This is a genomic window from Rhodothalassium salexigens DSM 2132, from assembly GCF_004341375.1.
In the GTDB taxonomy this organism is placed as follows: Bacteria; Pseudomonadota; Alphaproteobacteria; order Sphingomonadales; family Rhodothalassiaceae; genus Rhodothalassium; species Rhodothalassium salexigens.
The window spans coordinates 182,389-194,982 of record NZ_SLXO01000007.1; the positions used below are offsets into that span (position 1 = coordinate 182,389).

Annotated in this window: 9 protein-coding genes and 1 tRNA gene; 3 read left to right on the plus strand and 7 right to left on the minus strand. The window is 67.2% G+C overall.

Annotated features, from left to right (window positions below; translation table 11 throughout):
* Positions 1-70: 70 nt before the first annotated feature.
* The 3 genes from EV659_RS15145 to EV659_RS10445 form a co-directional block, all read right to left on the minus strand.
* Positions 71-196, minus strand: a complete 126-nt coding sequence (locus EV659_RS15145; protein ID WP_274600049.1) for a hypothetical protein — start codon at positions 194-196, stop codon at positions 71-73.
* A gap of 297 nt (positions 197-493) precedes the next feature.
* Positions 494-2,338, minus strand: coding sequence for a chloride channel protein (locus tag EV659_RS10440; RefSeq protein WP_132708820.1), 1,845 nt, complete (start codon positions 2,336-2,338; stop codon positions 494-496).
* A 154-nt stretch (positions 2,339-2,492) separates the two neighbouring features.
* Positions 2,493-2,774 (minus strand): DUF1883 domain-containing protein, encoded by a 282-nt coding sequence (locus tag EV659_RS10445; RefSeq protein WP_132708821.1) that lies wholly within the window; start codon positions 2,772-2,774, stop codon positions 2,493-2,495.
* Between the two features lie 626 nt (positions 2,775-3,400).
* Here EV659_RS10445 and EV659_RS10450 point away from each other — a divergent pair.
* The gene (locus EV659_RS10450) at positions 3,401-5,380 is read left to right on the plus strand and encodes a sensor histidine kinase (RefSeq protein WP_165878836.1); all 1,980 of its coding nucleotides are present in this window, start codon (positions 3,401-3,403) and stop codon (positions 5,378-5,380) included.
* A gap of 31 nt (positions 5,381-5,411) precedes the next feature.
* Here EV659_RS10450 and EV659_RS10455 read toward each other — a convergent pair whose 3' ends face one another.
* The 3 genes from EV659_RS10455 to EV659_RS10465 form a co-directional block, all read right to left on the minus strand.
* The gene (locus EV659_RS10455; RefSeq protein WP_132708823.1) at positions 5,412-6,980 is read right to left on the minus strand and encodes a cryptochrome/deoxyribodipyrimidine photo-lyase family protein; all 1,569 of its coding nucleotides are present in this window, start codon (positions 6,978-6,980) and stop codon (positions 5,412-5,414) included.
* Between the two features lie 196 nt (positions 6,981-7,176).
* On the minus strand, positions 7,177-8,415 hold the full coding sequence (locus EV659_RS10460) for a GGDEF domain-containing protein (RefSeq protein WP_132708824.1): 1,239 nt from the start codon (positions 8,413-8,415) through the stop codon (positions 7,177-7,179).
* Positions 8,416-8,601: 186 nt separating this feature from the next.
* Positions 8,602-9,351, minus strand: a complete 750-nt coding sequence (locus EV659_RS10465) for a SapC family protein (RefSeq protein WP_132708825.1) — start codon at positions 9,349-9,351, stop codon at positions 8,602-8,604.
* Positions 9,352-9,487: 136 nt separating this feature from the next.
* Here EV659_RS10465 and EV659_RS10470 point away from each other — a divergent pair, with 136 nt between their 5' ends.
* Positions 9,488-10,360: an alpha/beta fold hydrolase gene (locus EV659_RS10470; RefSeq protein ID WP_207894082.1), complete on the plus strand. Its 873-nt coding sequence runs from the start codon at positions 9,488-9,490 to the stop codon at positions 10,358-10,360.
* Between the two features lie 672 nt (positions 10,361-11,032).
* Here the strand turns inward: EV659_RS10470 and EV659_RS10475 are convergent.
* On the minus strand, positions 11,033-12,079 hold the full coding sequence (locus EV659_RS10475; protein WP_243641591.1) for a GGDEF domain-containing protein: 1,047 nt from the start codon (positions 12,077-12,079) through the stop codon (positions 11,033-11,035).
* A gap of 335 nt (positions 12,080-12,414) precedes the next feature.
* Here EV659_RS10475 and EV659_RS10480 point away from each other — a divergent pair.
* Positions 12,415-12,491: transfer RNA gene (locus EV659_RS10480), tRNA-Ile, on the plus strand.
* Positions 12,492-12,594 lie beyond the last annotated feature (103 nt).

The following is a 12,594-nucleotide window of genomic DNA, read 5'->3' on the forward strand; positions in this document are numbered from 1 at the left end:
GCTGGATTGGGAGCCGGCTGGATTGGGAGCCGGCTCGACCGGGGACTGGGCGGCCTGCCGCGCGGGGGGATCAGCCGTTGACGCGGCCTTGCAACCGGCGGGCGCGGCGGCTGCGGCGCACGGTGTAGAGGCTGGCCGGGCGCGGCGGGGTGATTTGGCCGGCGGTGGACTGGGTGGCGGTTTGGGTCGTGAACATGGTCTGTCTCCTATCCAGGGGTTCGGTCGGGTCCGTCGCTTGCTGTCGTGTCTCAGGGCTCTTGGGGGCCTTGGGGTGGCCGCTCTGGTGTCTTGGTCGCTGGGGTCGTGTTTTGGTCTCGCTCGCTGGGGTCGTGTCTTGCTCGCTGTCGGGCTCGGGCTTGGTGCCGCTTTATCGCCTTGGTGTACTAGGTATGTATAACACCAGGTCGGCAAGATCAAGGGCGACCGGACCCGGCGGCGCCAAAAAACGCGAAACGGGAGAGATAATAGCGGGTTGCGAGGTGCCGGCTGTGGCTCAGCGGCGGCTGGGGGCCGGGGTCGACAGGCCGCCCTGGGCTTCGAGCAGCGCGCGGTTATAGGCTTCGAGCACATCGGTGTGGTGGAGCATGCCGACCAGCGCCGGTTCGTCCACCGACTGGACCACCGGCAGGCTGTCGTCGCCGCTGTTCTCCATGCGCAACAGGCCGGTGCCGAGCGGCTCGTCGGCGGCCAGGAAGCCCGGGTCCGGCCGGCACAGATCGCGCGCCACCGGCGGCTCGCCGTCGCGCGCCCAGCGCTCGGCATCGATCATGCGCCCCAGCGAGACCACGCCCAACAGCCGCCCGGCACTGTCCACCACCGGCAGCTTGGTGCCCTCATGCGCCATGATCATGGCCCGCACATGGTCGTAGCCGTCGTCCTCGTGGACCACGGCGAAGTCGGCGCGCATGGCGGCGCGCACCGGCGTGGCGCGCAGCAGATGGGTGGCCTTGCCGCCCTCCAATTGGATGCCGCGCTGCTCCAGTTGCAGGATAAACAGCGACGGGCGGTAGAAAAGCTGGGTGATCAGGCTGGCGATGGCGCTGGCGATCATCACCGCGATGGTCACCTCGTAATTGCCGGTCAGTTCGAACACGATCAGCATGGTGGAGATCGGCGCGCCGAGCACCGCCGAAGCCACCGCCGCCATGCCGACGATGGCATAGACGCCCGACGACGAGACCGCCGCATCCGGGCCCGTCTGCGCCACCAGGGCGGCGAGCCCGAGCCCGAAGGCGCCGCCGGTGATGGCGCCCAGAAACAGCGACGGCGAGAACACCCCGCCGCCGAACCGACAGGCCAGGCACAAGGATGTGGCCAAGACCTTGAGCGGGATCAGCACCAACAACAGCGACAAGGCCAACTCGCCGTCGAGCGTCTTGGTGGTGGTCTCGTAGGAGACGCCCAACAGTTCGGGCGCATAGAGTGCCACGCCGCCCATGAACAGCCCGGCCACCGGCGGCAACGCCCAGTCGGGCAGCGGCACCAAGCGCTGGCGCAACCGCTCCGCGCCGATGACGGCAGCCATGAACGCGATGCCCACGGCCGCACTGACCAACCCCAACAGCAGGAAGGCCGGGAATTCCCAGAATGACAGGATTTCGAGCGGCGGCACGGTGAACGCCGGATTGTCGCCCAGATGGGCGCGGGTGACCACGGTGCCGGCAACACCGGCGACCACCACCGGCGCCCAAACATGCAGGGTGTAATGGCCGACCACCACTTCGAGCGCGAACAAAACCCCGGCAATGGGCGCGTTGAAGCTGGCCGCCACCGCGCTTGCCGCCCCGCAGCCGAGCAGCGTGCGGCTCAGGCTCGCCGACAGGTGCAGGCGCCGGGCGATCCAACTGGCGAGCGTGGCGCCGGCGTGGACCATCGGCCCCTCGCGCCCGGTCGACGCGCCGGTGCCGAGCGCGGTCGCCGCCGCCAGCACCGAGCCCGCGCCGGTGCGCAGGTCGATCCGGCCCTCGCGCAGCGACACCGCCTCCATCACCTCGGCGACACCGTGCGGCCGGCCGGCCGGCACCACAAAACGCAGGATCAGCGCGATCGCCACGCTGCCGGCAACCGGCCAGGCCATCAGCCGCCAAGCCGGCTGCTGCGCCACCGCCTCGACCAGACGTTCGTGTTCAGCTTCGAAGCCGATCCATTGCAAAGCATCGATCCAGGCACGGAAACCGAGCGCCAGATAGGCCACCGACACGCCGATGGCGAGGGCGAGCACGAACAACACCGCCTGGTCCCAGCGCACCCCGGCGTCGGCCCGCAACAAGCGGCGGATCAGCACGGTCACATCGAACGCGCGCCGGCGTTGTTGGTCCTGCCCGGCAGGATCGGTCATGGACACCCCAAGGCTTGGCCGGCCGGACAGGGACGCCGGACCGGTCTCATCCGATGCGCCGTCCCGCCCGAGCGTACCGCGGGCAGGATCGCCGACACTCACATGATGTGCCTTGTATCGAACCGCCCGACGCCGGGGTCAAGGTTGCCAGGGCTCAGGCGCTCTGCAGCCCCGCCACGCGCCGCACCTTGAAGCGGTAGTCGAGGCCCGGCGGATCGCCTTCATATGCGACCATGGCATGCCACCGCCCGGCGCGCGGTACCGTCACCGTGGCCGGAAAGAAGCAGGTGAACCCACCAAGGAACTCATACCCCAATCCGCGCTTGTACAAATTATAGTTAAATTCATCCATGACACGAATTGTGCCTTGATGGGTTGAGTCAATGATCAACATGTCACCGCTGCGGAAATGACCGCTCGTTTCAACCACCGTCATTCGTCTTCCCCAACGCCTGTTATCGCTGCCCGGTTAATGGTCCGTGGCCCTTGATCCCTCGACCGATGGTCCCTGGCGTTTTGGCCGCCCGGCACGCTGACCTGTTGGGCGGCGACGCAAGGGACAGTACCAGCATAGAGCGACTAGAATCGTAATCAAACAAAAATTCCGTCGCTCAAGTGTGTCCGTCACGTTCGGCCAAGTTGCGACGAGATCGCGATCTACGCCGCACTCGATTAATTCGTTAACGAAGCTTTAACAGCAATAGTTGAAATGTAGACTTGAAGTGTCTTCCCAGGAGCGCCGCATGTCGCCGACCGCTGCCATGGTCCGCGCCGGTCAACCGGTCCGCGATGACGCCGAAAACGGCCCGATGTCTCAGCCCAATGGGCCGGCGTGGTTGAGTCGGGGTGCGGCGGCTCGTCATCAGAAACGTCCCACCGGCGGCACGATCGACGAAGGAAACGATGCCGCACGCATATCAAATTCTTGATGGCTCAGCGGTTTTTGCGCCCTGGCGGCCTCGCGCCGCCCCCTCTGCGCGCGTCGTTGAGCAATTCGTTTACAGTCTTGAGGTCTCTTTTTATCCTTAAAACGGTGACCAGTAAGGGATGGCGCGACGGTCCATGTTAGAATCCTTGCGGATGCCCGCCGCGCTTGACGGGCCGATCTTTCACCATTCCAATGACGCGATCGTCGTCATTGACGGCAACCAGACGATCGTCGCCGCCAATCCAGCGGTCGAGGCGCTGTTCGGTTGGTCCGCGGACGATCTGATCGGGGCGTCACTTGACCGCCTGTTGCCGCTGGGCCTCAGCCGTCGCCACCAGCAGCACGTTGCGCACTACATGACCAACGCCGACGGCGCGCGCACGATGGGGCGACGCAACCATGTCTACGGGCGCCATCGCACCGGCACCGTGTTTCCCGCCGAGGCCACCATCTTCGCCTTCACCGGCAGCGACGCGGGCCACTACGGCGCCATCGTCCGCGATCTGTCGAACCGCGTCGGCTGCCGACACCATACGGACGAGAACCGGCGGCGCTTCTATGCACTGTTCGACCTGACGTTTCAATTCATCGCGCTTCTCGACCCGGAAGGGATCGTGCTGGAAGCCAACCAGGCCGCGCTGGCGTTCATCGCGCGCCCGGCCGACGACGTCTGCGGTCGGTTCTTCACCGAGACCGCCTGGTTCGACGGTCATCCGGAATCGCGCGACAGGATGCTGGAGGCCATGCGCCGGGCACAGCGGGGCGAAGTGATCCACGGTCGGCTCACCCATCGGCGCTGGGATGGCGAAGACAGGGTCTTCGACTTCACCGTCCGGCCGAGTTACGATGCCCAGGGCAACCTGCAATACCTGATCCCCGAAGCCCACGACATCACCGAGATCGATCGCGCCAACAAGGCCCTCGAACGCAGCGAAGAGCATCTACGCAATGCCCAGAGCATCGCGCGGATCGGCAACTGGATCTGGGACATTCGAACCAATGACATCCAGTGGTCGCCGGGCCTTTATGAAATCCTCGGCCTTCCCCAGACCGGCCGCTTGCCGTCCTACGACGTCTACATGGCGTGCGTGCATCCCGACGATCGCGACGCGCTGGAACACGAGGTTCGCTGTTCGGTGCGCGAGGGCGACACCTTTAGCAGCGATCATCGGATCATCCGGCCGGACGGCACCGAGCGCGTGCTCTATCATGTGGCCAAGGTCCAACGCGACGACGAGGGGCGCGCGCTGGTGATGGAAGGCGTCGCCCAGGACGTGACCGAGGTCCGGGCCAACGAACGCACCTTGATCGAGGCGCGCCGGCAGGCCGAGGCGCTGAGCCAGGCCAAGTCGCAGTTCCTCTCCACCATCAGCCACGAACTGCGCACGCCGCTCAACGCCATCATCGGGTTTTCCGAGATCCTCACCTCGGAACTGTTCGGCACCTTGGGCGACCCCTGCTATCGCGAGTATGCGGAGAACATTCGCCTCAGCGGCAAGCACCTGCTGTCGATCATCGAGACCATCCTCGACGTGTCGCGGGTCGAACAGGGCCGGATCGTGCTGTGCGAAACCGAGACCACGCCGCGCGCTCTCATCGCCTCCACCTTGTCGCTGTTGGGCGTCACCGAGGTCGACGACGCCACCGCCGAGGGGGGCAGCGGTTGCAGCGCGACGCTGGCGGCCCTGCCGGACGCCCGCGGCGAGGCGACGCCACCGCTGACCGTGACACTCACCGGCGATGCCCTCGACGCCAACATGGTCCTCGACCTGCGGCTGGCCCGTCAGATGCTGCTCAACCTGTTATCCAACAGCCGCAAGTTCAGCGACCCGGGCACGCTGATCGAGGTTATCGCCGCCTATGGCGACCAGGGCGGCGTTACCCTGACGGTCCGCGACCACGGACCGGGCATTCCCAAAGCCAAGCTGGCCACCGTCACCGAGCCGTTCACCCAGGGCGATACGCGTCTGGCGCGCTCACACGAGGGCTTGGGGCTGGGCCTGTATCTGGTGCGGACGTTCGCCGAACTGCACGGCGGGCGCCTGAGCCTCAGCCTGCCGGAAGACGGCGGCACTCAAGCGACGATCTGGTTCCCGCCCGACTGCCTGGACTGACCCGGTCACGCAGCCGTCAGGCAGCGTTGGATCAGCGGGCGTCAAAATCGAACTGCCCTTGTTCCGGCGCCGTCGCCGGTGCGCGCGGGCCGTTGCTGCCGCCCCGCTGGCGCAGCCCCGACCGGCGCGAGCCGTGGCGGGTCTGGATGCGGTCGGCCTCGTCGCGGAAGGCGGCGCTGCGGCGCACCGCATGGACGCGCTCGCGGGCCGCGCGGGCGGCTTGCTGGTGGTCGACGACGGGCGCTGGATAGCCCCGACCCAACAGCGTTGCGGCACCGTCCCAGCGCCACGGTTCATGCACGAACGCATCGGGCACGGCGGCCAGTTCGGGAACCCACCGGCGGATGAAGCGACCGTCGGCGTCCTGATCGTAGCCCTGCTTGACCGGATTGTAGATGCGAACGGTGTTGATGCCCGTGGTGCCCGCCTGCATCTGCGCCTGCGGCCAATGGATGCCGGGGTCATAGTCGGTGAAGCGCCGGGCCAAGACCAGCCCGCTGTCACGCCACGGCAGCCAAAGATGATAGGTCGCCACCGCCTGGACCATCGCGCGCATACGGAAATTGAGATAGCCGGTGTCACGCAGGGCGCGCATACAGGCGTCGACGAACGGCAGGCCGGTGCGCCCTTCGGCCCAGGCGGCGAGACGCTCGGGGTCGGCGGTGTCGGGCCGCAGGCCGTCATAGCCGCGGTGAAGATTGTCCACTTCGAGCCGCGGCGCGTCCTCCAACTTCTGGGCAAAATGACAGTGCCAGTGCAGCCGCGCGGAAAACGACCGCAGCGACTGGCGCCAAGCCTGCGCCGCAGCGCCGGTCTCGGCCTTCCAGGTGCGCTGGGCGGCCCAGGTGCGCTGGGCCACCTGGCGCACCGACAGCGTCCCCCAGGCCAGATGCGGCGACAGGCGCGAGCAGGCATCGAACGCCGTCACCGGGCTGGACATGGCCCACCGGTAACTGCGCCCCCGCCGATCCAGAAAGCTGTCGAGCAAGTCAAGACCGGCCCGCGCACCGCCCGGCTGACGCTGCGGGCAGGGATCGGCACGCAAACCGAGAGCGTCGGCGGTGGGGATCGTTCCCGGATCGAGGCGGTCGACCGGTTGCAGTGCGCCGGGCGTCGGCCATGGCGCTTGGGCCATGAACCGGTCCCAACGCGCCGCCCAGCCGTCTCGATGCGCCAAGCTGCGGATAACCCCGGACTGCCGCGGCTCGTCGAACCGCAGCCCGCGGGCCTTGGCCCAGGCGCGGACGCGGCGGTCGCGGGCGAAGGTCCAGCCATTGCCGGTTTCCTGGTGGGCATAAAGGCCAGCAACGCGGCCACCCGCGCACAAATCGTCAAGCACGGCGATGATCTCGCCCACCCGTACCACCAGGGGTTGCCCCAAAGCGGCCAGGTCGGCGCGCAACGCCGCCAGGCTGTCAGCGACGAACCCCCAATGCCGCGCCGCCATATCGGGCCCGGCCCAAAGACCGGGCTCCACCACATAAAGCGGCAACACCACGCCGCCGTCCGTCGCCGCGCGCTCGGCGGCGCCGGCCAAGGCACCATGGTCGGCAATCCGGAGGTCGCGCTTGAACCAGACGATATGGATCGGGGCTGTCATCAGACCAGCGGTGATGCCAGCGCGCTCGCTCCGGGGCCAGCGGCCCGAAGGTCGCACGCGCCCGCCCGGCGCGCGGTTGACGGACGCGCCCTTGACGATGTCGACGGCCGATCCGGCCCGGCCATGGCGCCGAGCCCGCCCGGTCTGCCCGGGCCTGCCGCCGTGGCCCATGGGGGCAGCGACAGCACCGGCCGGATCAGTCCGCCGTCGGGTCGCCCACCGACCGGCCAGCCGGGCCGCCGCCGCCGTCCACATCTTGTTCGCTGAACGCGCGATTGCGACCGCACGCCTTGGCGGTATAGAGCGCCCGATCGGCGGCCGACAGCATGTCGTCCAGATCGAGCCCACCGCCGGCCCGCGCCACCAGACCGATGCTGACGGTCATGCGCACCGCCCGGTCGCCGCGGCGCACCACCGTGTCGGCGACGCGCTGCCGGATGTCTTCGGCCACCACCCGCGCGCCGGCCTCGTCGGTATCGGGCAGCATGAAAACGAACTCCTCACCGCCGATACGGGCGAAGATGTCCTGCGCCCGGCGCCCGGCCGGCGCCACCTGGGCGAACACTTCCAGCGCCCGATCGCCGGCGGCGTGACCGAGCGTATCGTTGATGCGCTTGAACAGGTCGATATCCATCAACAGCAGCGACACCCACTCGCCGCTGCGCCGGGCATGGCCCAGCACCGCCTCGGCATTCTGGTTGAAGGCGCGCCGGTTCATCACTCCGGTCAGCATGTCCAGCCAAGCGAGCCGCTTCAACTCGGCGAGCAAGCGTTCGCTGGTCATGATGATCACCGCATAGGCGGTCAACACGACCACGAACAAAAGCCCCACATAGAATGTCGGGCTCGCCGCTTGAGCATAGTCGATCGTTGGCGACAAGTCGCGCCGCCACCAGAGCAAAACCCGCCAGACCTCGAGCAGAAATTCGGTGCCCAGCGCGCCGATCACCAGTTGGAGTCCGTAGCGTGGCGTCTCGACCCCTTCGGTCGGACGCTCGGCGCGCAAGGCGCGCACCATGCTGACCAAGGCGCCGAAAACGGTGATCGCCACCACCGTCCCGGCAATCAGGATCCGCACCCGCAGGTCCGGGACCGTGAACGCGAACAGGTGGATCAACACCGCGCCGACGACAACCGTGACCACAACCCAGCGGGCGATGGCCCGCACCGGCTGTTCCCAAAGCTGGGCAAGCCCGATCCACAGCAAGCCGAAGCCGGCAAATACCAGCAGGTTGGCAAGGCTGATCGACGCATAATCGGTGATCCGGCCGCGCAGCGCGATCAACGCCAGCCCACACGCCTTAAGCGCGAACGACAAAACGATGTTACGCAGTCCCGGCTGCGTGCGGTGCGCGGCATAATGCGCCGACAACGCCACGGTCGACATCACAAATGACAGGAACGCAGCGAAAACAAGGGTATTGGCGTCTAACACCCGCGCCTCTCCACCCAGCGCCCCCGGACCGACGGCGCATCACGATTCTAGCCCCCTGTTTAAGGGCAAGAAACGAACAAGAATTTAACAGCGCGAGCGTCCCGACCGGATCGACGCGACACAAATCGGGCCGCCCCGCGCAAACGGGCCGGCCCGGTCCAGAGTGGTGGCTGCCTGTCGGTCGCGCTAGCCGCGCAGGATCAGCGGCTGCCAAGCCTTCTGCGCCATGAGGTGACAATAGATGGCCCCCAGTGCGCCGGTGGTGCGCAACTCCAGGAACGCCTCGTCGGACAGGGCATTGAGCTTTTCTTCGTCGACCACGCCGATATTGTTGATGGTCGAGGTCTGGCCGTCCTTGAGCGTGAGATTGGCGGCGCGCTCGACAATCAGATCATGCTTGGTCATCAGGCCGATGAATTGCTCGGTGGCTTGCGCTTCCTGTTGATAGGCGGTGCAGAAATCGAGCGCGTTCTTGATCAGATCGGTCTGCTCGCCCTCGGCGAAGAACGGCTGCACGTCCTGTTCGGTCTCGGCAATCAGCGACGAGGCCCGGTCGATGCACAGGGCGAACCGCTCGTTCTGATCGTCGCGCATGAACACGAACGGATAGCGCCGCACATAGGCCGGAATATAGGCGGTGGCCTCCCAACGGCCGTTTTCGTCGACGAAGAAGTTGCGGCCGCGCTCATAGCTCATCACCGCGACCGGCGTCTTCTGCCCCTCGCCGACGAAAATGATCGGATAGTTGAGTCCGGCCATGGCGAATTCGCTCACCGTCAGCGGCACCGCATTGGCCTCGCGCGCGAAGGAATAGTCGGCCTGCTTGACCAACCCCAGATTGGCGTGCAGGTCGCGGCGCAGGATTTCCGGCTGTTGATAGAAAAGCGGCAATTGCGGCGCGTCGTCCTGGGCACCCTGACCGGCGGCGTCGTTCATCTTGGCTTGTCCTTATCGATTACGGAATAAAATCGTCGTCTAGCTAGCATGGCACCGCGAGGCTGGCAAACCGGGATTTGGCCGCCCGGGCGGGCGAGGCTTGAGCCGGTCTCGCCGGCGTGTCACAAGGCGGGCCATGCACTTGAATCTTCACCGTCACATGCCGGACGATCCGACCGCACAGGCGCGCTGCCCGGCGATCATTCTGCATGGCCTGTTCGGCCAGGCGCGCAACTGGCAAGCGCTCGCCAAACGGCTCGCCGTCGACCGGCCGGTGCTGGTGCCCGACTTGCGCAATCACGGCCGATCGCCCCACGACGCCGCCATGGACTATGCCACCATGGCCGGCGATATCGCCCACCTGATCGAGCGCACCGTCCCCGACCTGGCCAGCGCCCCCGACCACCAGCCCCCCGACCGCCGCCCCCCCGGGCGCGCGGCGGTGATCGGCCATTCCATGGGCGGCAAGGTGGCGGCGGCCCTGGCGCTGACCCGGCCGGACTTGGTCGCGCGGTTGATGGTGCTCGATATCGCGCCGGTAACCTACGGCGGGCGGGGGTTCGAGGTCTATATCGACGCCATGCGCGCGTTGCCGCTCGACCGGATCGCCAGCCGCCAGGAGGCCGACGCCCATCTGGCGCGCGCGATCCCCGACCGTCCCATTCGCGCTTTTTTGATGCTCAATCTATCGCTGGCCACCGGCGGCGCCCGTTGGCGCCCGGATCTCGACGCCATCCGTGCCGCGCTGCCAGCCATTTACGGCTTTCCAGAGTTGTCCACACTCGGCGGCCAACCTTATGAGGGGCCGACGCTGTTCCTGTCCGGCGACCGGTCCGATTATGTGCAATCCGAGCATCGGGACACCATTCGAACCCTGTTCCCTGCGGCGCGGCTGGCCAGCCTGAAGGAGGCCGGCCATTGGCTGCACGCCGACCAGCCGGAAGCCTTTTTGAGGGCGGCGCGGCAGTTTCTTGCCGCCGATGAGACCACGGCCTCGCTGGCCCCATAGCCACCGCGCGGCGCGCGCCAACCGGGCGCGCCGGACCGTCCCGGGGTCAGCTCCGGGGGCCGCCTTGGCCGTCATCGATGCCGCAGGACCGGGTGGAATACGGCGCGGCAGGTCCGTCGCCGGATCTGCCGCTGCTGGCTGGGCGCCGCGAGACCTGAGCTCTTTACCGCGACGACGCTCAGGGAAGCGGACGCGCCGCGCGCAGAGACAATCGCACGACCGACTAGGCGGCCCAACGCCCCCATCCCATCGCCCCGGTGCCTGGCAAGGGTCCGCCCGCCGGTCCCGCCGACAGGGCGACCAGGGGGGCGCGCTGCGTGACCGCATGGGGCGCGCGCGCCCCCGGCCGACCTGCCACCCCTCCCTGTCGGTTGCCGATGAGGTCGGCATGGCGGGTGTGGAAGGGAGCCCGCCCCCCCGCGCAGGCGGCCATGAGCCGGCGAGCGCCATCGGCCGCCAGACGCCTTGACCCCGCCCCTAACACAAGGGCTCCTCACCGCGGCTCGGAGACACCCGGCCCGGCCGGGACGTCGCTGGCGCTGAGGCTTGCGCCTTGCCTTGGTTGGACAAGCGGCCTGGCCGCGGGCGGTCGATACGGCCGCCACCACCCCTCCCCTCCGGGAGCGCAGCAACCAGGCTGGGCTACCCGATCCGGACGGATCGGTTACGGCGTCAGACACATTGCGTGACCACCCGGTTGCGGCCATCGGCCTTGGCCGCGTAAAGCGCCTGATCGCTACGCTTGAGCAATTCGTGCGGGGTTTCGTCGTCGACCTGCCAAGTGGCGAGGCCGGCGCTGACCGTGACGCTGATTGAGGTGCCATCGCGCGTGGGGATGCGCGCCTCGGCCATGGCGGCGCGTACCCGCTCGGCGACCTCGCGCGCCTGAGCCAGCGGACTGCCGGGCAGAAGCAGCGCGAATTCCTCACCGCCATACCGAACCGCCAGGTCGGTACCGCGCACATGGCTGCCCAGCACGCCGGCGAAACACTGGATGACCGCGTCGCCCACATCGTGACCATAGGTATCGTTGACGCGTTTGAAGCGATCCAGATCGAACATCACCAAGGTCAGCGGCGTGCCCTGATTCTGAGCACGGCTCACGAGATCGGCCAAGGCTTCGTTAAACACATGCCGGTTGGCCAGACCGCTGAGCGCGTCGGTATCGGCGCGGCGCGTCAGATCGGCGAGCATGCTGTCCCGGTCGGTCAGATCGGTGAGGAACGCGACGAACTCCATCGACCCGGCGACGGCGATCTTGCCGATGGTGACCTCGCACGGGAACGCGGCGCCGTTGGCCCGCCGTCCGGCCACGCTCCGGCGCTGCGCCATCGGCCGGGCCATGGCAGCGGAACCGGCGAAATCGTTGATATAATCGCGATGAACCGTGCGGGCGTCTTCCGGCAGCAACAGGTCGAGCGGCTCGCCCACAACGTCCGATGCCGTCCAACCGAACATCCGCTCGGCGGCACAATTGAAAAAGACGATTCGATGATCGGTGCTGACCACGATCACCGCTTCGCCACTGGCTTGCAGAACCGCCGACGAGCGGTCACTTACATCCGAGGAGACGGCGCCGAACCTGGACGGGCCGATATTGGTGGTACTGTAGGGCATGCGTCCATCATCACCGACGAGAACAAACTGCCACAATCTTATCAAAACTTTTTGCTTTGCCCAACCTCCTTGTTGACGCTGCGACCAAACAGGCAGCGTCACATCGCTCAACGCCCGCCACCTCCCCTGCACGGTTGCACGACAAAAGCCAGTTTTCGCCAAAACAGGCCCCGCTAGCCCCCAGCGGATGCCATGGCCACACCCGTTGAACGAGTATGGATTTTTGCCATCCCAAGGCCTCGCAGCCCGGGCCAGGGGCGCCCCGTTCGACCAGCCCCTTCGCCCCTGTCCGACGGTCGTTAGGCGCGCCGCCCACCATCCACGGCAGCCCGGAGCGGCGCTGGGGCAGGCCAGTCGCCATGAGCGCCGGCGAACCGAGGGCTGCGCCGGAAAGCACTTGGGCTGGCCGCGGCTATTTGCTAAAGGGTCGACGCACGGGGCCGGTAGCTCAGCTGGTTAGAGCGGGCCGCTCATAACGGCTTGGTCGCGGGTTCAAGTCCTGCCCGGCCCACCATCTCACCCTGAACCGCGCCGGGTTTGCCGGCAACTGTATTCAGGTTGGCTGAATCTCTCGGAAGTAGGTCCCGTCCGCAACCATGCTGTTGAGCACGCAGAGC

Bases quoted from the DNA above. Each gene is read 5' to 3' on its own strand.
- EV659_RS10465 (WP_132708825.1), bottom strand. From the start codon at position 9,351: ATGAACGACGCCGCCGGTCAGGGTGCCCAGGACGACGCGCCGCAATTG.
- EV659_RS10445 (WP_132708821.1), bottom strand. From the start codon at position 2,774: ATGACGGTGGTTGAAACGAGCGGTCATTTCCGCAGCGGTGACATGTTG.
- EV659_RS10470 (WP_207894082.1), top strand. From the start codon at position 9,488: ATGCACTTGAATCTTCACCGTCACATGCCGGACGATCCGACCGCACAG.
- EV659_RS10455 (WP_132708823.1), bottom strand. From the start codon at position 6,980: ATGACAGCCCCGATCCATATCGTCTGGTTCAAGCGCGACCTCCGGATT.
- EV659_RS10440 (WP_132708820.1), bottom strand. From the start codon at position 2,338: ATGACCGATCCTGCCGGGCAGGACCAACAACGCCGGCGCGCGTTCGAT.
- EV659_RS10450 (WP_165878836.1), top strand. From the start codon at position 3,401: ATGTTAGAATCCTTGCGGATGCCCGCCGCGCTTGACGGGCCGATCTTT.
- EV659_RS15145 (WP_274600049.1), bottom strand. From the start codon at position 196: ATGTTCACGACCCAAACCGCCACCCAGTCCACCGCCGGCCAAATCACC.